The sequence below is a fragment of the Streptosporangium sp. NPDC053982 genome (genome assembly GCF_055585205.1).
In genome coordinates, this window is record NZ_JBVJKQ010000017.1 from 38,208 (window position 1) to 58,552 (window position 20,345).

A 20,345-nucleotide genomic window follows, 5' to 3' on the forward strand; every position below is an offset into this window, starting at 1 on the left:
CCCACGGCCCGCGTACCCGGCGGCGCTCTCGCCCGCGTGCCCGGCCGGCGCGCGCCGTCAGCGTGCCCGCCGTACCCGGGGGCAGGTGGACGCGGGCGGGTGGCGTCCCGGGGCCGTGGCTAGGCTGGGACGATGAAGCTGACGAAGTTCGGGCACGCGTGCGTCCGTCTGGAGAAGGACGGCTCGGCCCTGGTCATCGACCCCGGCACCCTCAGTGAGGAGTCCGCGCTGGAGGGCGCGCGCGCCGTGCTCATCACCCACGAGCACTTCGACCACGTCGACGCCGAGCGGCTGCGCCGGGCGGCCGAGGCCGACCCGTCGCTGGAGATCTGGACGAACGAGGCGGTGGCCGCCACACTGACCGGCCTCCCCGCCGAGGTACGGACCGTACGGCACGGCGACGCGTTCGACACGGCCGGTTTCGGGGTGAGGGCGGTCGGCGAGTGGCACGCCCCCAACCACCCCGACATCCCGGCCGTGCGCAATGTCGGGTTCCTGGTCGACGAGGAGGTCTTCTACCCCGGTGACGCGTTCACCCCGCCCGGCGCGGAGGTCCCCACCCTCCTGGTGCCGACCAACGCGCCCTGGATGAGGATGGCGGAGGCGATCGAGTATCTGCGCCGCGTCCGCCCGGCCCGCGCCTTCTCCACCCACGACGGCCTGCTCAACGACGTCGGGCTCCGCCTGGTCGACGGCTGGCTCGAACGGGAGAGCGAGGAGCAGAAGGCCGAGATACGACGCCTCAAGCCGGGCGAGTCCGTCACCCTGCCCTGAGCTCCTCCCCGGCCCGAAGGCCGGAGCGCCGGCCCGCGCTCCGGTGAACGGGCGCCCCTGGAGGGCGGTCCGTCACGTCATCGGGGAAACGGCCTCCGTGGCCGGACAGGCCCGCCGTGCACCGCGGGCGCGGGCCCGCCCCGGCGGGACGGGCCCGCCGGCGCGGACGGTCACGCGGCGGTGGCGATGGTGGCCGAGCCGATCACGGTGTCGCCCACGTAGAGCACCGCCGCCTGGCCCGCCGCGACCCCGGTGGCCGGGGCGTCGAGCGTGATGTGCACCTCGTCGCCGGAGAGCTGGGCGCGGCAGCCGTACACCTCGCCGTGCGCGCGGAGCTGGACGGTGCAGGCCAGCGGCTCGCGCGGCTCGGCGACCGGGCCGTTCCAGACCGGCCGGACGGCCACGATGGCGGTGACCTCCAGGGCTGAGCGGGGGCCGACCGTGACGGTGTTGGAGACCGGCTCGATGGACAGCACGTAGCGCGGCCGGCCGTCGGGGGCCGGGCGGTCGACGCGCAGGCCCTTGCGCTGGCCGACGGTGAAGCCGTACGCGCCCTCGTGGGTGCCGACGACCTCGCCCGAGACGTCGACGATCGGGCCGGGGGCCGCGCCGAGGCGGTCGGCGAGGAAGCCCCGGGTGTCGCCGTCGGCGATGAAGCAGATGTCGTGGCTGTCGGGCTTGTCGGCCACGGTGAGCCCGCGCCGGGCGGCCTCCTCGCGGACCTGCGCCTTGGTGGAGTCGCCCAGCGGGAAGATCGCGTGCCTGAGCTGGTCCCTGGTGAGGACGCCGAGGACGTAGGACTGGTCCTTGGCCGCGTCGGGGCTGCGGCTCAGCACGCCGTCGGCGAGCCGGGCGTGGTGGCCGGTGGCCACCGCGTCGAAGCCGAGGGCGAGGGCCCGGGTGAGGACCGCCTCGAACTTGATCTTCTCGTTGCACCGCAGGCACGGGTTGGGCGTACGGCCGGCGGCGTACTCGCTGACGAAGTCCTCCACCACGTCGCGGTGGAAGCGCTCGGCCATGTCCCAGATGTAGAAGGGGATGCCGATGACGTCGGCGGCCCGGCGGGCGTCACGGGAGTCCTCGACCGTGCAGCAACCGCGGGCGCCGGTCCGGTAGGACTGCGGGTTGGCCGAGAGTGCCAGGTGCACCCCGGTGACGTCGTGGCCGGCCTCGGCGATGCGGGCGGCGGCCACGGCGGAGTCGACGCCGCCGGACATGGCGGCAAGCACGCGAAGTGTCATAGCCCCTTGAGCGTACCGTCGCGACGGGGTACGCCGTCAGCTCGGGCCGCGCCGTGCCCCGGCGCGCGGGCGGCCACCGTACGGCCGCGCGGACGCCCCGGCTCCGGTACGGCCGGGCGGTCCCGGGTCCCGGTCACCGTACGGCCGCGCGGCGCGGGTCAGCTCAGGCCGGCCCGGCGGGCGCGTTCGACGACCGTGCCGATGACGGCGGCCACCCGGTCCACGTCGTCCCGGGTCGAGGTGTGGCCCAGGGAGAAGCGGAGCGAGCCGCGCGCCCGTACCGCGTCGGCGCCCATGGCCAGCAGGACGTGGGAGGGCTGCGCCACCCCGGCGGAGCACGCCGAGCCGGTCGAGCACTCCACGCCCTTGGCGTCCAGGAGCATCAGCAGCGCGTCGCCCTCGCATCCGGGGAAGGAGAAGTGCGCGTTGCCGGGCAGCCGGTTCACCGGGTCGCCGTTGAGGATCACGTCGGGGACGGCCTCGCGGACCCGGCGGATCAGCTCGTCGCGGAGCGCGGTCAGCCTGGCCGCGGTCTCGGCCCGGCGGCCCACGGCGACCCGTACGGCCGCCGCGAACCCGGCGATCGCCGGGGTGTCGAGCGTGCCGGAGCGCACGTCGCGCTCCTGTCCGCCGCCGTGCAGCACCGGCACCGGGTCGACGCCCCGGACCAGCAGCAGCGCGCCGGCGCCGATCGGGCCGCCGACCTTGTGGCCGGAGACGGTCATGGCGTCCACGCCGGAGGCGGCGAACTCGACCGGGAGCTGGCCGACGGCCTGCACCGCGTCGGTGTGGAAGGGGATGCCGTGGTCGTGGGCGACGGCGGCGAGCACGCGGACCGGTTGGACGGTGCCGACCTCGTTGTTGGCCCACATCACGCTCACCAGGGCGACGCTCTCCGGGTCGCGCTCGACGGCGTCGCGGAGGGTCTGCGGGTGCACCCGGCCGAGCTCGTCCACCTCCAGCAGCTCCACCTTCGCGTCCTGGTGGTCGCCCAGCCAGTGCGCGGGGTCGAGGGCCGCGTGGTGCTCGGCCGCACTCATCAGGATCCGGGTCGCGCCCCTGGCGCGGCGGGCCCAGTACAGGCCCTTGACGGCCAGGTTGTCGGCCTCGGTGCCGCCGGAGGTGAAGACCACCTCGCTCGGCCGGGCGTCCAGCGCTTCCGCGATGCTCTCCCGCGACTCCTCCACGACCCGGCGGGCCCGGCGGCCCGCGGCGTGCAGCGACGAGGCGTTGCCGACCACGCCGAGCTGGGCGGTCATCGCCTCGATCGCCTCGGGCAGCATCGGCGTGGTCGCCGCGTGATCGAGATAGGCAGACTCCACGACCGCACTTCCTTCCCCGGCCGCTTTCCTCCGGCCCTTCCAAGCGTATCCGCGCCCGGACGGACGCCGTCGCCGTGGTCCCGGGGGCACCGGGGCACCGGGGCGGCACGGGTGTCACGCGCGTCACAGCCGCCGCGCTTGCCGCTGTACCGTCCGGACGGTACAGTAAATGTCATGCGACGAGAAGAGCTACTGGACGCGGCGGAGGACCTCCTCTGCGACCAGGGTTCCGCGGCCCTCACCCTGGCCGCCGTCGCGGAGCGGGCCGGATGCAGCAAGGGCGGTCTGCTCTACCACTTCAACTCCAAAGAAGCCCTGATCAAAGGCATGGTCGAGCGCCTCATCGAGGACTTCGACCAGCTCGTCGCCACCCAGGGCCACGACACCTACACCAAGAACTACCTGGCCGCCACGTTCGAGGCCGTGCGGACCGGCAGGCTGCGGCGCTGGGCCGTGGTCACCGGCGCGTCCGGCAACCTCTTCCTCCTCGCCCCGTTGCGCGAGGCGATGGCCAGGTGGCACCGCGAAGGGCTGGACGACGAGCCCGACCCGGCCGCCGCGCAGATCGTACGGCTCGCCTGCGAGGGGCTGTGGGACGTGGCCAGCCACGACCCCGCCCTGTACGACGACGAGCGTTACGACGAGCTGAAACGGCGCCTGCTGGCGCTGCTGCCCGCCTGAGCGAACCGCTCCCGCGGCCCCTGCGCAACCCCTCCGACCGATCGCACCCGCGGTCGTCTCCGCCCACGCGGAGGCGGCCCGCTCGTGCGTGCCCGATCGACGTTCAACGATTTTCGTTTGAGTTCATCTGAAGGAGCCAGTGATGACCCGCGCCCTGAGGATGGCCCGTACCGGTGCCGTTCTCACCTTCGTGCTCGCCGGACTGATGTGCGGATCGATGACCGTGCGCATCCCCGCGCTGTCCGACAAACTCGGCCTGTCCGAGGCGTCGGTCGGCGTGACGCTGCTGGTGTGGGGCCTCGGCGCCCTCGTCACCATGCAGTCCATGCGCCGGGTGATGACCCGCTTCGGCAGCCGGAGCGTACTGCGGGTCGGCGCCCCCCTCTGCGCGGCGACGCTCGCCCTGCTGGCGTTCGCGCCGACGTATCCTCTGCTGCTGGTGACCGCAGGGCTCTTCGGCATGGCGTTCGGCGCCGTGGACGTCGCGATGAACGCCCAGGGTTCGGCCGTCGAACGCACCTACGGACGTCCGCTGATGAACGGCATGCACGCCGGCTGGTGCGTCGGAGCGATCTCCGCCGGCCTGCTCGGCACCGCGGCCATCGCCGCGGGGCTGTCGTCCACGGCGCACCTGGCCATCGTGGCCCTGGTCTCGCTGCCCCTGCTGGTCGCCATCAGCCGCACCTACCTGCCCGATCCGGTCGTCACCGAGGACGGCCGGGCCGGGTCGCGCCGCCGGATGCCGCCGGTGGTCTACCTGCTCGGTGTGATCGCGTTCTGCGCCTTCATGGTGGAGGGCACGGTCGCCGACTGGAACGGTCTGTACCTGCGCGACGTGCTCGGCGCCCCCGAGGCGCTGGCCGCGCTGGGCTACCCGGTCCTGGAGGCCGGCATGCTGTTCGGCCGTCTGGGCGGCGACCGGATCCGGGCCCGCTTCGGCGCCCGCGGCATGCTCATGGTCTCCGGGCTGGTGACCGCCGCGATGTTCGCCGTCGTCCTCACCGCCTCGACGGCCATGGTCGCCATCGCCGTCATGTTCCTCGTGGGCATCGGGGTGGCGACGATCTCCCCGATGGCCCTGTCCCTGGCGGGCGGCGCCGTCGCCAACCCCGGTCCGGCCATCGCCCAGACCGGTGCGATGGGGTACGCGGGGCTGCTGCTCGGCCCGGTCGTCATCGGCTTCATCTCCGATGTCGCCACCCTGCGGGCCGCGCTCGGCATCGCCGTGGTGCTGGGCCTGCTGATCGCCGTGGCCGCGCGGTTCCTGCCGCGCACCGGCACACAGGCCCCCGCCGCCCCGGCCGAGACCCCCGGCCGCGAACTCTCCATGGCCGCCTGACCGGCCACCACACCCGCCCGGCTCGGTGCCACGCTCCGTCAAGGTGGCCTGAGCCGGTCGAGGGGGATGACATCCGTACCGGTGAGCACGGGGAGGCCCGGACTACCGGCGCGCTCGGGTCTCCCTGCATCATCGGGTCATGCCCAGGACGCCGACCCCCCTCGTCACCGCCGCGGCCGTCGCGGTCACGGCGGTGCCCAGCCTGCTCCAGTTCGTCCTTCCGGCGTTGGAACCGGCGCTGCGACGTGATCCGGCGGCCGTCGCCGGCGGCCAGTGGTGGCGGCTGCTCACCTCGCTGGTGACCCAGGACGGCGGGATCGCGGGCACGGCCTTCAACCTGGTCACGCTCGCCGTGGTCGGCTGCCTCGCCGAACGGGCCCTGGGACCGTGGCGATGGCTCGCCCTGTACGGCGCGGGCGCGGTGTGCGGCCAGGTGGCCGGGATGCTGTGGGGCACCGTCGGCGCCGGGAACTCGATCGCCGTCTGCGGCCTGGCGGGCGGCCTCGCGATCGCCGCGCTGCGGGAACGGGCAGGGGCCACGCGCACCGAGAACACGCGGCCCGAAAGCACGCGGGCCGGGAGCCCGGAAGCCGGAACACCGCCGGCCGGAACCTCACGGACCGGAGCCTCTCGCGCCGGGGCCCTGGCGGGCTCGGTGGCCGCCTTCTACGCGTTGATCCTCACGGCCGCCGGGCTCCTGGGCGGCTCGACGGCCGGGACCGTCGCCCTCGTCGTGCTCTGCGCGGCGGGCGCCCAGCTCGTCGTCCACCGCGAACGGATGCCCCGGTGGGTCTTCCCCGCGGTCGTCACGGCCGGCGGGGCGCTCCTCGCGGCGTTCTCCGATCTGCACGGCCCGGCCCTGCTGGGCGGCCTCGTCTGCGGCCTGGCCGTCGCGGGGCGGCCCGCCGCACCGGCGCGGGAGGTCTGATCGCGCGAAGGCGCGAGCCGTCCGAGCGCGGAAGGTCTGAGCGCGGGAGGAGACGGGCCGTCCGAGCGCGAGGGGGCACGGGCCGCCCGAACGCGCGGAGGACGCGGGCCGTCCGAAAGCACGAGGGCGCCGCACGCGTGTGCGGCGCCCTCCGGCGTTCCGTGCCCGCCTCGCGGGCCGCGCGTCACTTGCGCTTGGCGATCTCCTCGGTCAGCTGCGGGACGATCTGGTGCAGGTCGCCCACGACACCGAAGTCCGCCAGCTCGAAGATCGGCGCCTCGGGGTCCTTGTTGATCGCGACGATCGTCTTGGCGGTCTGCATGCCGGCCCGGTGCTGGATGGCTCCGGAGATGCCCGCGGCGATGTAGAGCTGCGGCGAGACGGTCTTGCCGGTCTGGCCGACCTGGAACTGGTGGGGGTACCAGCCGGCGTCGGTGGCGGCGCGGGAGGCGCCGACCGCCGCGCCGAGGGAGTCGGCGAGCTTCTCGATGATCGAGAAGTTCTCGGCCGAGCCCACGCCTCGCCCGCCGGAGACCACGATCGCGGCCTCGGTGAGCTCGGGACGGGCCCCCTTCTCCTCCTTGACGCGCTCGACGACCCGGACGGCCTTGGCCGCGTCGGAGACGGCCACCGAGATCCGCTCCTCGGCGCCCGCGCCCGCGGCGGCCTCGACCGGCGTGGAGTTGGGGCGGACGGCGATGATCGGGAGGCCCTTGGTCACCCGGGCCCGGACGTTGACGCCGCCGCCGAAGATCGAGTGCTCGGCGACCATGCCGTCCTGGATCCCGACGACGTCGGTGAGGATGCCGGCGTCGAGCTTGATCGCCAGGCGGGCCGCGATCTCCTTGGCCTCGGCCGTGGCGGCGACGAGCACCGCGGCGGCGGACTTCTCCGTGGCGAGCTGGGCCAGCAGCTCGGCCTTGGGCGCGACGACGTGGTCGGCGATGTCGGCCGAGTCGGCGACGTAGACCTTCTCGGCGCCGTACTCGGCCAGCCGGGCCTGGGCCTCGGCGGTGTATCCGGGGCCGGCCCAGACGGCCGACGGCGCGCCCAGCCTGCGGGCGAGCGTCAGCAGTTCGAGCGTGACCTTCTTGACCTGGCCCTCGACGTGCTCGACGAGAACGAGAATCTCAGACATTTCGGTTGACCCCCCGTCCTCAGACGAACTTCTTCGACGCGAGGAAGTCGGCGGTCTTCGCGCCGCCGTCGCCCTCGTCCTTGACGATGGTGCCGGCCGCGCGGGGCGGGGCGGCGGCGAAGTCGACGACCTCGCTCCAGGAGTTGGCCAGGCCCACCTGGGAGGCGTCGATCTCCGCGTCGGCGATGCCGAACGTGGTGACCGGCTTCTTCTTGGCGGCCATGATCCCCTTGAAGGAGGGGTAGCGCGGCTCGTTGATCTTCTCGACCACGGAGACCACGGCGGGCAGCGACGCCTCGACCCGGTCGTAGCCGTAGTCGGTGACGCGCTGGGCGGTGATGGTCTCGCCGTTCACCTCGACCTTGTTGGAGAAGGTGAGCTGCGGAACGCCGAGGCGCTCGGCCAGCATGGCGGCGAGGACGCCGGTGCGGGCGTCGGTCGACTCCGAGCCCAGCACGACCAGGTCGAAGCCGATCTTCCTGAGGGTCTGCGCCAGGGCGTAGGAGGTGCCCAGGGCGTCGGAGCCGTGCAGCGCGTCGTCCACCAGGTGGACCGCCTTGTCGGCGCCCATGGCCAGGGCCTTGCGGATGGTGTCGGTGGCCTTGCCGGGACCCATGGTGAGGACGGTCACCTCACCGCCGTGGGCCTCCTTCAGGCGCAGCGCCTCCTCGACCGCGTATTCACACAGCTCGTTGATGACGCCGTCGGCGGCGTCGCGGTCGAGCGTCTTGTCATCGGACCTCAGCTTGCGCTCGGTCGCCGTGTCGGGGACCTGCTTCACGCAGACGACGATGTTCATGGCCGGTGGCCGACCTCCCGTGTTCGCGTACGCCACCGCGTCGTTGCGGTTGGCGCCGGATGTGCGGTACGCGCACGCGGGGCACGTGCACGTGATGCCAAGACTGCCAGGTGCCCGAAGGGGGCGTGACAGTGGGATGTCCGGTCCGGCGCGCGCCCGCCGGCTCCCGACATCATGTTACCCATCGGTAGCTTAGGTGCAAACCGCCAGGCAGTATGGCATTCACCCGGCGATCCACCCCCGTTCCGACCGGTTCCCCCACCCTAACCGAACTATGTTCCACCCACGCGGGAGCCTCACCCGGGATTCGCCCGCGGCGAAAAGACGCCCCGCGGGCCCGGCGGGTGACGGCCCGTGAGGCGAACCGCCGGAGGTCTCCCGCTCCCCGGAACCGGCGGGCTCAGGGCTCCGCGGGTCCAGAGCCCTACGGGTTCGAAGTCCCCCGGGTTCAGGAGCCCAGGAGGATCGCCGCCACGACGAAGACGACGGTTCCCAGGGCCAGCGCGAGGGTCAGGGTGCTGAAGAACGCGCCGAGCACGGCCCACAGCGCGAGCGTCCCGGCGACGCAGCCCAGGTCGAGGATCGCCCGCCCGCGGTTCTTCCGGGCGAACATCGCGACCCCCGCGTCGACGGTCACCGTCAGCGTGTACGCCGACAGCAGCAGCAGCGACACCTCGGGCAACGGGTTCCGCGCCGTCGCCGCGGCCAGCCCGGTCAGCAGCCCGGTGCCGATCACCCAGCGGCGGTGCAGCACGGCGCGACGGCGCTCGCGCAGTTCCTCCGGCGAGGGCCTGCCGGGTGGCCGTTTCCGCCCGGGACGCCACTCGCGGGTGACCAGGCCGTGCAGCCCGCTCCCACCCACGCCACCGGTCCCGGTCCCGGCCGCGCCGTCCCCCGGCTCTCGGAAGGCGATGCCGGTCTCCGCGGCCCGCGCCTCCGCCGCCCGCGCCTCCGCGGCCCGCGCCTCCGCGATCCCGGCGGCGGGCCCGGCTACGGCGCTCCCCGCCCCACCGGATCCCCCGGCGTCGTCGGCCGGCTCGGCCGTGGCGACGGCGGCGAGGAGCGGGCGGACCGGCCGGGCGGCGCCGGCCTTCCCGGCGGGCAGCGCGGCCACCCGCGGCTCGGCTGAAAGGGCCGCCAGCAGCTCGGGCGCCGAGGGACGGGCGGACGGGTCGCGCCGCAGGCACGCGGCGAGCCGCGGCGCGAGCCAGCCGGGCACGCCCTCCAGGTCGGGATCGTGGTGGACGACGCGGTAGCCGACCGCCGAGGCCGGGCCGACGCCGTACGGCGGGCGGCCGGTCGCGGCGTGGGCCAGCGTCGCGCCGAGCGAGAACAGGTCGGCCGCGGGACCGGCGTCCGCGCCCTCCAGCACCTCGGGCGCGAGGTAGCCGGGTGTGCCCAGGACCGCGCCGGACACCGTGACCGAGACGGAGTCGAGTGCGCAGGCGATGCCGAAGTCGATCACCACCGGCTCGCCGTCGCTCAGGATCACGTTGGCCGGCTTGAGGTCGCGGTGGACGACGCCTGCGGCGTGGATCGCCACCAGCGCCCCGGCCAGGCCGCGCGCCAGACGCGCCAGGCCGTCCCCCTCGACGGCCCCGGCCGCGATGACCGCGCTGAGCGGGCGGCCCTGCGCGTAACGGGTGACGAGGTAGGGGCGGGGGGCCGCCATGGAGGCGTCGAGCACCTCGGCGACGTACGGCCCCTGGACGCGCCGCATGGTCTCGACCTCGCGGGCCAGCCGGGCCAGGGCCGTCGCGTCGGCCGCGACGTGCGGGTGCAGGATCTTGACCGCGACCGTGCGCCCCTCGGGGTCCAGCGCGAGGTGGACCTCGCCGAAGCCGCCCGCGCCGAGCGTGGACAGCAGGCGGTAGGGGCCCAGGCTCTCGCCGTCCGGTGCTCCCATGCGAACTCCCTCCGGCGTCGGCGTCCCCCCATCGTGCCCCAGGGGGACGATCACTTCCAGAAGGTGACGAAACCCAGACCCAGGCTGTTCAGCAGGTCGTCGACGAGACCGCCGACGAGGTCGAGAACGCCCATCTTCCCGCGGTTCACCTGGTTCTGCCATTCCAGCGTGAGCTGGTCGATGACCTGGGTCGGCGGCTTCCAGGGCGCGAAGGACGGGTGCATGGTGAACACGGCCATCACCGCGAAGAACGCCAGCGTGCCCAGGACGATCGTGGTCACCATCGCCGCGCCGGGGCTGCGGATGGAGGCGGTGAGCGTGCGGGCGACGGCCTTGCGCGGCTTGCCCCCGCCGGGCAGCACGAACAGCCCGGCCACGAACCCCCCGGCGGCGTAGGCGGCGGCCGTGTTGGGCCCAAGGTTCGCGCCGAACCGCAGCGCGCCCCACACGCACATTCCGAACATCGCGGCCAGCGGGGTGGTGAGAACGGTGGCGAACACCGCCTTGACCAGCGCCCACGGCGTGCCCAGCACCGCCAGCAGCGGATCGGCGGCGCTACCGCCGCGTACCGAGCGGCGCTCGGCGAGGTCCCCGAAGAGGTACTCGCCCACCCGCAGGCACAGCACCGCGACCAGCGCGACGGCGCTCACCATGACCGGGCGCACGCAGGCCAGCCCGACGAGGATCGTCAGCAGCAGCGCCGCGGCCAGCGGGTGGCCGGTGCGGTAGGGGGCGCGCTCCTGCGGCCGGGGCCGGGCCTCCGGCGGGGTGTGCGGCCGGGCCTGGGCCGGCGGGGCGTACGGCTGGGGCTGCCCGGTCGGCGGGGGCGGCGGGTAGCCGGCGACCCGCTGGTCGGGGTAGGGAGGCGGAGGGGACGCGCCCCGCCGCGTCGGGGCCGCGGCGTAGGGGGGCGGCGTGGCCGGCACGTACGGGGCGATCCCCTCGGGGGTCAGGCTCGGCTCGGGGCGGGCCGGCCGGGTCCGCCGTTCGGGCCTGGCGTACTCCACCGGCGGCAGCAGGTCCGCGTAGTCGTCGCCGCGCGGAAGCGTGCGGGTGCCGCCCGGCGGGGACCCCGGCCCGCCGGGCAGGGTCGAGGTGCCGTCGGCGTCGAGGACCCGGGTCCCGCCGTCGTCGAGGACGCGGGTGCCGTCGGCGTCGATGACGCGGGTGCCGCCGTCGGCGGGCGGCGGCGTCTCGTGCAGGACCGTGGCCGTGGGGTCGAGCTCGCGGGCCATCCGGAGGAGTTCCTGGGCGCTCGGCCGGGCGTCCGCGTCGACCGCCAGCGCCCGGCGGAGCCAGCCGCGCAGCCAGGCGGGGGCCTGGTCGATGTTGGCCCGGCCCTCCATGATGTTGAAGCAGACGACCTCGAAGCTGCCGGTGCCGAACGGCGGTTTGCCGGTCGCGGCGAAGAACACCGTCGAGGCCAGCGCGTGCACGTCGGCCGCCTGGGTGATCTCGGAGTCACGGATGATCTCCGGGGCGAGGTAGCCGGGCGTGCCGACGAACATGCCGGTCTGGGTCAGCCGGGTGGCGTTGACCAGGTGCGCGATGCCGAAGTCGATGACCAGCGGCTCACCGTCGACGATCATCACGTTGGCCGGCTTGAGGTCGCGGTGGACGACGTCGGCGGCGTGGATCGCCACCAGCGCCGCGCACAGGCCCCGGGCGAGCCTGATCACCCCGTCCGCGTCGAGCGGCCCGTCGGTGAGGACGATGTCCTCCAGCGTGCGGCCTGGCGCGAAGCGGGTGACGATGTAGGGCTGCCTGCCGGTCAGCTCGGCGTCGACGACCTCGGCGACCTGTGGGCTGCGCACCCGCCGCATGGTCTCGACCTCGCGGGTGAGGCGGTCGCGGGCCTTGAGGTCGGCGGCCACGTGGGGGTGGAGCACCTTGACCGCCACCTCGCGGCCGTCCTCGTCGAGCCCCAGGTGGACGACCCCCATCCCGCCCTCACCGATCTGCCTGAGCAGCCGGTAAGGGCCCAGCCTCTCGGGCGCCTGCGTCTCCCCCGTCATCGCCCCGCCCTCTCCCGTAGCTCGTCCAGTCTGCTCACCACCGTCTTGACACCGACCGGCGTCCACCTCGCCTCCCGTGCCCCGTCGCGCACGGTTCCGGCCGCCATGACGACCGCCAGCACCGCCGCCGCCCCCAGCGCCACAGCCGTGATCACGGCCGCGCCGCGCGAAGGCAGCAATGATGCCAGCGTACGTCGCATCTGGCGGCTGGGGCCCTCAACCCCCGGTCCCGCGCAGATCGCCCACAGCGCCACCGCCGCCCCCCAGCTCAGCGCGTTCGTCACCGGCATGCCGGTGACCAGCACGGTCAGCAGGAGCGTCACCGGCAGGCCGAGGATCAGCGCGTACGGCAGGAGCGCGATCGTGACGCCCACCGCCTTCAGCAGCGCGGCGGGGTCGCCGAGCACCCGCAGGACGTCGGCCGCCGCCGCGCCGGCCGGACGGCGGGCGCCGAGGCCGGGCTGGGCGATGTCGGCCGCGCGCAGCAGGATCACGGCGGGCACGACCACGACGGCGGCGAGGACCGGCGCCAGGACGGCCACCGCCGCGACGGCGACCAGCGCCATCGTCGCGGCGACGCCGTGCGCCCGGGAACGCTGCAACAGGTGACCCGCCTGAGCCCCGGGCGGCCGGGGGTGAGGGTAGGGGTAGGGCGGCGGCGCGGAGTGCCGGTCGGGCCGCAGGTTCGGTGTGTGCTCGAACGGGTCCGCCGGCGCGGGCCACCGGTCACGCGGCCCCCCGGAGGGCACCGGCGGCGGGTACGGCGCCGCCGGGCGGGCGGTCCCGGGCCCCGAGCCGGGCCGGGCCTGGTGGTCGCGGGCGTACTCCTGCAACTCCTGGGGACGGACCCGCTGCGTCGGGATGTCGCCGTCCGGCACCCGCGGTGCGGGCCGTGACCGATCGGAGACACCGGGCCGGGCACCGTCGCCGGACATACCCGATATGCCGGACCGCTCGGATCCGGTCCACGCGCCCGGACCGGACCCGCCCGGCCCGAACGCGCCCGGCCGCGACGTGCCGGGGGCGGACACGCCCGGCCCCGACGCGCCCGGTGCGGGCATGCCCGGCCCTGATGCGCCCGATCCCGGTGCGCCCGGCCCGGACATGCCCGGCCTCGATGCGCCCGGCCCCGATGCGCCGGGGATGCCGGACGGACCGGTGGGCACGCGGCCGGTCGGGAGGTCCTCCGGCCCGAGCGCGCCGGTGGGCAGGTCGTGGGCGTCCTCCACGGCGGCGCGGCGCAGCTCATCGGGCGTCACCCTGCGGGTGGGCCAGGGATCGGACCGGTCGGCCGAACGCTCGGCCGGCCGACCGGCGGACCACTGCTCGCCGGAGCGCTGCCCGCCGGGCCCCTGCCCGTCAGCGCGCCGCTCACCGGCTCGCTCGCCGGACCGCTCATCGGGCCGCCGCTCCCCTGGCCCCTCGTCGGACCGCCGTCCCTCGGGCCGCCACCCATCGGGCCGCTGTTCGCCGAGCAGCGAGACGTACTCGTGCGCCGGGGACGCCGGAGAAGACGGAACGACCGGGGACGGCTGGGTCGGCTGGGGCGGCGGCCACGGCCCGGCACCCGGGCGGGGCGTCGCCGGGATCGGCACCTCACCGGGGTCGCCCGGCCGGCCCGCGCCTCCGGAATCGCCCGGCCGGCCGGGGAAGCCGTCCCCGCCGGGGATCCCCCGGCCTCCGGAGCCGTCCGGCCCGCCGGGAAAGCCGCCGCCCGCCGGGCCCGTGACACCGGAGCCGGCCACGCCGAGGCCGCCGGGACCGCTGTGACCTCCGGGGCCACCAGCGCCGGGGCCTCCGGGGCCCGTGTCGCCGAAGCGCGGGACCGTCGCGATCTCGTCGGGCGCCCAGGGCCGGCCGCCCCTGGCCATCAGACGCCCCACCTGCTCGGCCAGCTCGGCCGCCGTGGGACGCCTGGCCGGGTCGCGCTGGAGCGCGGCCCGCAGCAGCGGCCGCAGCGGCTCGGGGGCCGAGTCCACGTCGGCCTTGCCCGCCGTGATGTTGTAGAAGATCATCTCCAGCGTGCCCTTGCCGAAGGGCGGACGACCGGTGGCCGCGAAGACCAGCGTGCCGCCCCAGGCGTGCACGTCCACCTCGGGTCCGGCCTCGTGTCCCTCGATGATCTCGGGGGCGAGGTAGCCGGGCGTGCCGATGAACATGCCGGTCTGGGTGAGCCGGGTGGCGTCCACGGCCTGCGCGATGCCGAAGTCGATGAGGACGGGACGGCCTTCCAGGATGAGCACGTTGCCCGGCTTGAGGTCACGATGGATCACCCCGACGGAGTGCACGGCGGCCAGCGCCACCGCCACCCCGTGGGCGAGCTGGAGCAGGCCGGACAGCTCCAGCGGGCCGTCCTGCTTGACCAGTTCCTCCAGCGAGCGGCCGGGGACGTATCGCGTCACGATGTAGGGGCGGTGGCCGGTCACGTCGGCGTCGACGACCTCGGCGATGTACTCGCTGCGCACTCGGCGCATGGTCTCGACCTCGCGGGAGAGCCTGCGACGCGCCACGTCGTCTCCGGCGACCTCGCCGCGCAGGACCTTCACCGCCACCTGGCGGCCGCGGGGGTCGGTGGCGAGATGGACCACGCCCATGCCGCCCTCGCCGAGCCGCCTGAGCAGCCGGTAAGGACCCAATCGGTCGTCCTGATTCATGGCATGTAGCACCATATCCGGTTAAACACCGCCCGTGAGCTGAACCATCAGGCCATACTCCCCGAACAAACAACGTCCGCCAGGCTTCAACGGTTTCCCAAAGGCAGGCAACACTCAATCTCTTTTCGGCGACGGTTCGCCCATTTTCCCCGGCTCCTCACCGGGCGTTCAGCTCACCGGCCGGACCACCCCGACGTTCACCGGCCCGGCCCCGGTTCCGCGGCCCGGCCTCGCCGCGCCTCCGGCCCGGCCCGGCTCCACACCCCGGCCCCCGCGCCTCCGATCCCGGTTCCCCGGTCCCGATCCCGCAGCCCGGCCCCGGTCCGATGGCCCCGCCGCCCCCGCCCCTCCGGTCGGGCCCCGGTTCCACGGCCCGGTGTCGGCCCGGCCTCCCCGCGCGGCTCCGGCGCCGGCCTCAGCCCGCCAGCCGGAGCACCTCGGCGTTCTCCAGCCCGGCCAGCAGCGAACCGGCCACCGCCAGCTTGGAGCGGCGGACGCCGCTGCCGATCACGACCTCCGGGTGCGCCGCCACGGCCTCGTCCACCAGCACCGGCCACTCGGCGGGCAGCCCCAGCGGGGTGATCCCGCCGTACTCCATCCCGGTCAGCCCGACCGCGTCGTCCTGCGGGGCGAAGGAGATCTTCCGGGCGTCCAGGTGCCGCCGGACCACGCCGTTGACGTCCGCCCGCGTCGTGGCGAGCACCAGGCAGGCGGCGTAACGGACCTCCCCGGCGCGTTTGGCCGCCACGATCACGCAGTTGGCCGACTCCGACAGGGCGACGCCGTACCGCTCGCAGAACGCCGCCGTGTCGGCCAGCTCCGGGTCGATCGGGGCCACGAGGACCCCGTCGAGACCCGCCGCGGCCCGCGCCACGGGCTCCGCGAGCAGGTCGGGGCGCTCGCCGGCCTTGACCCATTCCAGCGTTCCGATCGCCATCGCCGTTCTTCCCCTCCGTCATGTGTCCCGCCGTCGCCGGGACCCCTCTTCTCGTCTTCTCGCCGTTCCCGGGACCGTCCCGTCGTTCCCCGGGAACCGCCCCGCCGTTATCTGAGACCGCCCCGCCGTTCCCTGAGACTGTACGGCCGCGCGGCACGGCCCCCGGACACCGCGCGCCCGGCCGCGCTCAGGACGGCGTGCTCAGGACGGCCTGCTCAGGACGGCGTGCTCAGGACCCGCTCGTGGATCGCGGTGACCGCCTTCCTGGCCGACTCCATCGCCCCGGCCTGCCAGGCGATCAGGTGGGTGAGCCAGTCGCCGGCGAAGTAGACCCGCCCGGCCGGGCGTTGCAGGAGGGTGAAGGCCCCCTGGTACGTGGGCCAGCGGACCCATCCCCCCTCGATGTGCGGCTGGCGGTGCCAGGCGATCGAGACGCTGGAGCGCAGCTCGGCGCGGTACTTCTCACCGTGGATCTTCTTGCCCTGGGTGAGCGCCCGGTTGCGGCGCTCCGCCGGGGAGAGCCGGCCGTACAGCTCGGCCTCCTTCTCGGTGTTGTAGTAGCCGACGAGCAGGCCGGTCGGCGCGTGGTAGCCGTAGGAGGGGTACCAGATGTGGGTGATGTCCAGGTCGGTCTCGGTGATGCCGCCGTAGATGCGGTCCTCGATCTCCCACCAGCGCCTGCCGTACTCCAGGCCGATCTTGCCGGCGGCGACCGGCACGGGGGTGCGGAGCGCGGCGGTGACCTGGGCGCCGAGGTTGTGCGGCAGCCGGGCGAGCAGGTTCGGCGGCAGCGCGGCCACGCAGTAGTCGGCGCGGACCGAGCCGCCCGGATGGGTCACCTCGACGCCGTCGGGCAGGTTCCTGATCCCGGTGACGGGCGTGCCCGTCCTGATCCGGTCGCGGCCGACCGCCTCGGCCAGCGCGGTCACGATCGCGTCCATCCCGCCCACCGGCTGGAACATCGGCGCCGCCTGCTCGAAGCCGAAGTCCATGGTGACCGCCCGGCCGGTGCCCGCGGAGAGCACCTCCGCCAGTGAGGCGGGCGGGTCGAGCGGCACGCCGCCGCCGGTCGCCGGGTAGGTCGCGAACCCGCGGCGGTCGGAGCCGCGGTAGGACAGGTCGGGCCCGAGGTCGCCGAACCGGCGCAGGAACTCCGAGAGCCGCTCCCGGTCCTCGGCGGTGAGGCGGCGGTTCAGCGCGCCCGCGTGGGAGACCTTGGCCAGCAGCTCGGCGACGTAACCGTACAGGTCGGCGCGGGCCGTACGGGCCCGGACCGGGGCCTTCATGCCGCGCGTGTGGACGTACGCCGAGGCGTTGTTGTTGACGAACACCTCAAGGGGCACGCCCAGCTCGCGGCAGTAGTCCATGGTGACCATCCACTGCGCGATCCGCCCCGGGCCGGCGTTGAAGTAGACGCCCTCGCCGAAGCCGGCCGTCTGGGCGGGCCCGTCCTTCTCGGACAGCCGGTCGCCTCCGCGCAGCGTGAGGTTGCGCCCGCCGACCCGGTCGGACGCCTCCAGGACGGTGCAGTCGTAGCCCGCCTTGCCCAGCTCGTATGCGCAGGTCAGACCGGCGACGCCGGCCCCCAGGACCACGACCTTCGCCGCGCCCCTCCCCTTGAGGGAGAAGTCGGACGGCTGCGGCGGGACGTAGTCGGACGGCTGGGAGTCGGGGGCCAGGCCCAGCGCCCCCATGGCGGCGAACATGGCCCCGGCGCCGCCGGCCGCGCCCACGCCCACCAGCAGTGCCCTGCGCGTCATCGTCGTACGTTCGGTCACTGTCTTCTCGGGGGTCTTCTCGGGGGTCTCTCGGTCTCGGTCTCGGGGGGCGGACGGCGGCCTCAGCCGTACGCGCCGCTGTCGCAGGCGACCTGGCCGCCGATGCCGGCCAGCAGACCCATCACCGCCATGATCTGGGCGAAGTCGTCGGTGGTGAACTCGGTGTGCCGGGGCCCGACGGAGCGCACCCCGGGGATGAGGGCGCACCCGGCGGCGATGGCGGTGGAGTTCCACTCGACGCCGAGGGTGAACGGCGGCTCCGGCGCGTAGGGGCGGAAGTCCGCGAGGCGGCCGAGCGCGCGGACGGCGGCCTCGCGGATGCGGGCCTGGGCCACCGAGGGTGGCAGCAGCTCGGCGGAGAACTTGTTGATGCCCTTCTTGACCGCGACGGTCTCGACGTCGCCGAGCAGTTCCCTGGCCTCCTCGCAGACCGCCTCGTCCCCGGTCACCAGGGCCACCGGGACGCCGAGCGACCCGGCGAACGACGCCACCAGGCGGGTCTCGCCGCAGATCTCGCCGTTGAGGTAGAGGTTCTGGATCTCCCTGCCCATCCACGTGTGGTTGAGCACCCCGTGCTCGACCCCGGCCCGCGCGTGGTAGCCGACGAAGCAGGCGGCCCGGTGACCGGCGTCGAGGCCCTGGCCCATCCGCAGCGGCTTGCCCGGCCCCCTGATCAGGGTGGCGCGCGGGTCGAGCAGGTCGATCCTGAGGTTCTTCGTCGAGCCGTGGGCGTCGTTGACGCACACCGCCTCGGCCCCCGCGTCGAAGGCTCCCTGGACGGCGGCGTTGGCGTCGGCGGTCATCAGCTCGCAGCCGCGCTCGTAGCCCCGGCCCCCGGCGCCCATCTCCTCGGGGTCGGTCAGGCCGGTGACGCCCTCCATGTCCACCGACACGTACACCCTCACGACAACCCCCAGGTCTCGACGCGACGCGCCTCGTCATCGTTCATGAACCCGACCTCCGCGGCGACGAAGTCGCGGACCGTCGCCCGCCACGGCTCGGGGATCTCCTCGATCGCGGGAGGGTAGCAGCGGTCCAGCCAGGCGGTCGAGGCCTCGGTCGCGCCGAGGAACTCCGCGGCCTTGGCGAAGACCGTGTCCTCGATGCCCGGGATCCGGGCGCAGCCGTACTCGATCATCTCCTGCCCGCCGTACGGCGGGGGCTCGCTCCACTTACGGGCGACCGGCCGGTCCGGGCCGACGGCGGTGCGCAGCGGGCGGCGTTCGACGGCGGCCTGGATGAGCTCCTTGTACAGGCACTTGCCGCAGGTGCCACAGGGGCCGTCCACGCCGCGTAGGCACCAGCGGACGCACTCCTTCAGGGGGGAGTCCAGGGCGAGCCGCATGGTGACGGCCTCGCTCACCCCGCCGACGGGCAGCACGATGTGCACGCCCGCCGCGGCGAAGGCGCGGCCCCAGGCGCCGTGCGGGGCCCACATCGGGTTGTCCGGGGTGTACCGCAGCAGGTAGCGGTCGCCGCCCAGCCAGCGCGAGCCCAGCTCGTAGCCGAACGCCAGGCCGCCGAGATCCAGCTCGTCGGCCATCAGCAGCGCCCCGGCGGCCACCGCGTGATGCTCGGGGTAGCCGGGCCGGGGCTCGGCGAGCGTGAACTCCAGGTCGGAGCGGACGACGGTCAGCTCGCGGCCGGTGCGCGCGGCCAGCTTCGCCAGCACGTCGGAGCGGTAGTGGGTCCAGCGGTTGGGCACGCGCGGGTGGGACACCCGCTGGAAGTGGACGAACGGCGCGTCGGGCAGCATGGCCGCCGCGGCCACCGAGTCGGCGCCGCCGCTGTAGGAGATCGCCAGCCGGCGACCGGACCGCGGCGGCGCGCCCACCGGGCCCGCCTCGATCCCCCAGCCGTCGTGGATCGCCCCGGCCAGCTCCGCGGAGATCGGCCGGTCGAAGACGACCGCGCGCCGGGTCCAGGGGGCGACGACGGTCCAGGCCGCCAGTGCCTCGAGGTCGGGGTGGACCTCGAGGGGCTCACGGGGCAGCTCGACCCGGCAGGAGTTGGTGGCCATCTTCAGGGGCTGGCCGTCGGCGCAGTGCCCGGTGATGCCGTCCTCGGGGTCGAGCCGGAAGGTCAGGTGCCGGACGGCCCCGCCGGAGAACCGGTCGGAGGACCGCTCGGGGGTCCGCTCGGGGGTCCGCTCGGAGGTCCAGGAGACCCTCACCCGGCGCTCCCGGCGGCGCGGTCCAGGGCCGCCCCGGCGGCGCGGCCGGTCCCGGCGCTCCCGGGCGTACGGCCGGCGTTCCCGGTGGCGCGTCCGGAACCGGCGGAACGGCTCTCAGGGGTCTCCGGGGCCCCGGGGGCACGGCCGGTGGCGCGGTCCACGGCCTGCCAGAGCAGCACCTCGTTCTGCAGCACCCGCTCCATCGCGGCGGCCGTCTCCGTGGCCAGCCGGTGGGCGTCGTCCCAGCGCCGCGCCCGAGCCTCGTCCACGGTCCGGCCGGCGGGAGCGGCCGGACCGGCGGGGGCCTTGGCGGTGCGGGCCTGGAGCCTCTCGACCTCGGCGCGCAGCGTGGTGACCTCCCGGCGCAGCACCTGGACCTCCCACAGCGCGTCCTTGATGTCCTGGCGGTGCTCGGCCAGGGAGATGTACCGGGAGTCGAACCAGCCGCGCACCGCACTCCGCAGCCGGGCGGGCACCAGAGCCCGCTTCGCCAATCGCGCCATAGCCCGGCACGATACCGGCAAATACCGTGATATCCGGACGGTCCCAGGAATCGGCGCAGCTCGGTGCGGCCCTCACATTCCAGCGCGGCCGGTCCCCGGCCCGGCTCGTCTGTGGCCCGGCCCTTCCGGGCCCCTCCCGGCCTCGGGTCCCGGTGCC

The 20,345-nt window shown here is 74.7% G+C and carries 16 protein-coding genes; 4 read left to right on the forward strand and 12 right to left on the reverse strand.

Going from position 1 to position 20,345, the window contains the following annotated elements:
• Nucleotides 1–132: 132 nt before the first annotated feature.
• Entirely contained in the window at nucleotides 133–774 is a 642-nt protein-coding gene (locus tag ACZ6W9_RS29045) for an MBL fold metallo-hydrolase (RefSeq protein ID WP_389959680.1), read from the forward strand.
• A 170-nt stretch (nucleotides 775–944) separates the two neighbouring features.
• Here ACZ6W9_RS29045 and mnmA read toward each other — a convergent pair whose 3' ends face one another.
• The gene (gene mnmA / locus ACZ6W9_RS29050) at nucleotides 945–2,015 is read right to left on the reverse strand and encodes a tRNA 2-thiouridine(34) synthase MnmA (RefSeq protein ID WP_389959678.1); all 1,071 of its coding nucleotides are present in this window, start codon (nucleotides 2,013–2,015) and stop codon (nucleotides 945–947) included.
• 158 nt (nucleotides 2,016–2,173) lie between these two features.
• The gene (locus ACZ6W9_RS29055) at nucleotides 2,174–3,337 is read right to left on the reverse strand and encodes a cysteine desulfurase family protein (protein ID WP_389959676.1); all 1,164 of its coding nucleotides are present in this window, start codon (nucleotides 3,335–3,337) and stop codon (nucleotides 2,174–2,176) included.
• A gap of 174 nt (nucleotides 3,338–3,511) precedes the next feature.
• Between ACZ6W9_RS29055 and ACZ6W9_RS29060 the strand changes: the two genes are divergently transcribed.
• The 3 genes from ACZ6W9_RS29060 to ACZ6W9_RS29070 all read left to right on the forward strand — a co-directional run bounded on the left by ACZ6W9_RS29060 (nucleotide 3,512) and on the right by ACZ6W9_RS29070 (nucleotide 6,285).
• A complete protein-coding gene (locus tag ACZ6W9_RS29060) occupies nucleotides 3,512–4,018 on the forward strand; it encodes a TetR/AcrR family transcriptional regulator (RefSeq protein WP_362939037.1) in 507 nt (168 codons plus the stop codon).
• A 142-nt stretch (nucleotides 4,019–4,160) separates the two neighbouring features.
• A complete protein-coding gene (locus ACZ6W9_RS29065; protein ID WP_389959673.1) occupies nucleotides 4,161–5,357 on the forward strand; it encodes an MFS transporter in 1,197 nt (398 codons plus the stop codon).
• Between the two features lie 139 nt (nucleotides 5,358–5,496).
• Complete coding sequence (locus tag ACZ6W9_RS29070; RefSeq protein WP_389959670.1) at nucleotides 5,497–6,285, forward strand: rhomboid family intramembrane serine protease; 789 nt, start codon at nucleotides 5,497–5,499, stop codon at nucleotides 6,283–6,285.
• 184 nt (nucleotides 6,286–6,469) lie between these two features.
• Here ACZ6W9_RS29070 and ACZ6W9_RS29075 read toward each other — a convergent pair whose 3' ends face one another.
• The 10 genes from ACZ6W9_RS29075 to ACZ6W9_RS29120 all read right to left on the reverse strand — a co-directional run bounded on the left by ACZ6W9_RS29075 (nucleotide 6,470) and on the right by ACZ6W9_RS29120 (nucleotide 20,188).
• The gene (locus ACZ6W9_RS29075; RefSeq protein WP_389959667.1) at nucleotides 6,470–7,423 is read right to left on the reverse strand and encodes an electron transfer flavoprotein subunit alpha/FixB family protein; all 954 of its coding nucleotides are present in this window, start codon (nucleotides 7,421–7,423) and stop codon (nucleotides 6,470–6,472) included.
• A 19-nt stretch (nucleotides 7,424–7,442) separates the two neighbouring features.
• Complete coding sequence (locus ACZ6W9_RS29080; protein WP_362939025.1) at nucleotides 7,443–8,222, reverse strand: electron transfer flavoprotein subunit beta/FixA family protein; 780 nt, start codon at nucleotides 8,220–8,222, stop codon at nucleotides 7,443–7,445.
• A gap of 448 nt (nucleotides 8,223–8,670) precedes the next feature.
• Nucleotides 8,671–10,128 carry a serine/threonine-protein kinase gene (locus ACZ6W9_RS29085; RefSeq protein WP_470120585.1) on the reverse strand — a complete coding sequence of 486 codons (1,458 nt, stop codon included), beginning with the start codon at nucleotides 10,126–10,128 and terminating at the stop codon, nucleotides 8,671–8,673.
• Between the two features lie 50 nt (nucleotides 10,129–10,178).
• Nucleotides 10,179–12,143, reverse strand: a complete 1,965-nt coding sequence (locus ACZ6W9_RS29090; protein WP_470120587.1) for a serine/threonine-protein kinase — start codon at nucleotides 12,141–12,143, stop codon at nucleotides 10,179–10,181.
• Nucleotides 12,140–14,797 (reverse strand): serine/threonine-protein kinase, encoded by a 2,658-nt coding sequence (locus tag ACZ6W9_RS29095; protein WP_470120589.1) that lies wholly within the window; start codon nucleotides 14,795–14,797, stop codon nucleotides 12,140–12,142. The genes ACZ6W9_RS29090 and ACZ6W9_RS29095 overlap by 4 nt, the downstream gene beginning before the upstream one ends.
• Before the next feature lie 415 nt (nucleotides 14,798–15,212).
• The gene (locus tag ACZ6W9_RS29100; protein ID WP_389959657.1) at nucleotides 15,213–15,734 is read right to left on the reverse strand and encodes a YbaK/EbsC family protein; all 522 of its coding nucleotides are present in this window, start codon (nucleotides 15,732–15,734) and stop codon (nucleotides 15,213–15,215) included.
• A 215-nt stretch (nucleotides 15,735–15,949) separates the two neighbouring features.
• Nucleotides 15,950–17,494: a flavin monoamine oxidase family protein gene (locus ACZ6W9_RS29105; protein ID WP_389959654.1), complete on the reverse strand. Its 1,545-nt coding sequence runs from the start codon at nucleotides 17,492–17,494 to the stop codon at nucleotides 15,950–15,952.
• 80 nt (nucleotides 17,495–17,574) lie between these two features.
• Nucleotides 17,575–18,417, reverse strand: a complete 843-nt coding sequence (locus ACZ6W9_RS29110) for a M55 family metallopeptidase (protein WP_362939007.1) — start codon at nucleotides 18,415–18,417, stop codon at nucleotides 17,575–17,577.
• The gene (locus ACZ6W9_RS29115) at nucleotides 18,414–19,685 is read right to left on the reverse strand and encodes a DUF6395 domain-containing protein (protein WP_470120592.1); all 1,272 of its coding nucleotides are present in this window, start codon (nucleotides 19,683–19,685) and stop codon (nucleotides 18,414–18,416) included. The genes ACZ6W9_RS29110 and ACZ6W9_RS29115 overlap by 4 nt, the downstream gene beginning before the upstream one ends.
• Nucleotides 19,682–20,188: a hypothetical protein gene (locus ACZ6W9_RS29120; RefSeq protein ID WP_470120594.1), complete on the reverse strand. Its 507-nt coding sequence runs from the start codon at nucleotides 20,186–20,188 to the stop codon at nucleotides 19,682–19,684. The genes ACZ6W9_RS29115 and ACZ6W9_RS29120 overlap by 4 nt, the downstream gene beginning before the upstream one ends.
• Nucleotides 20,189–20,345: the final 157 nt, after the last annotated feature.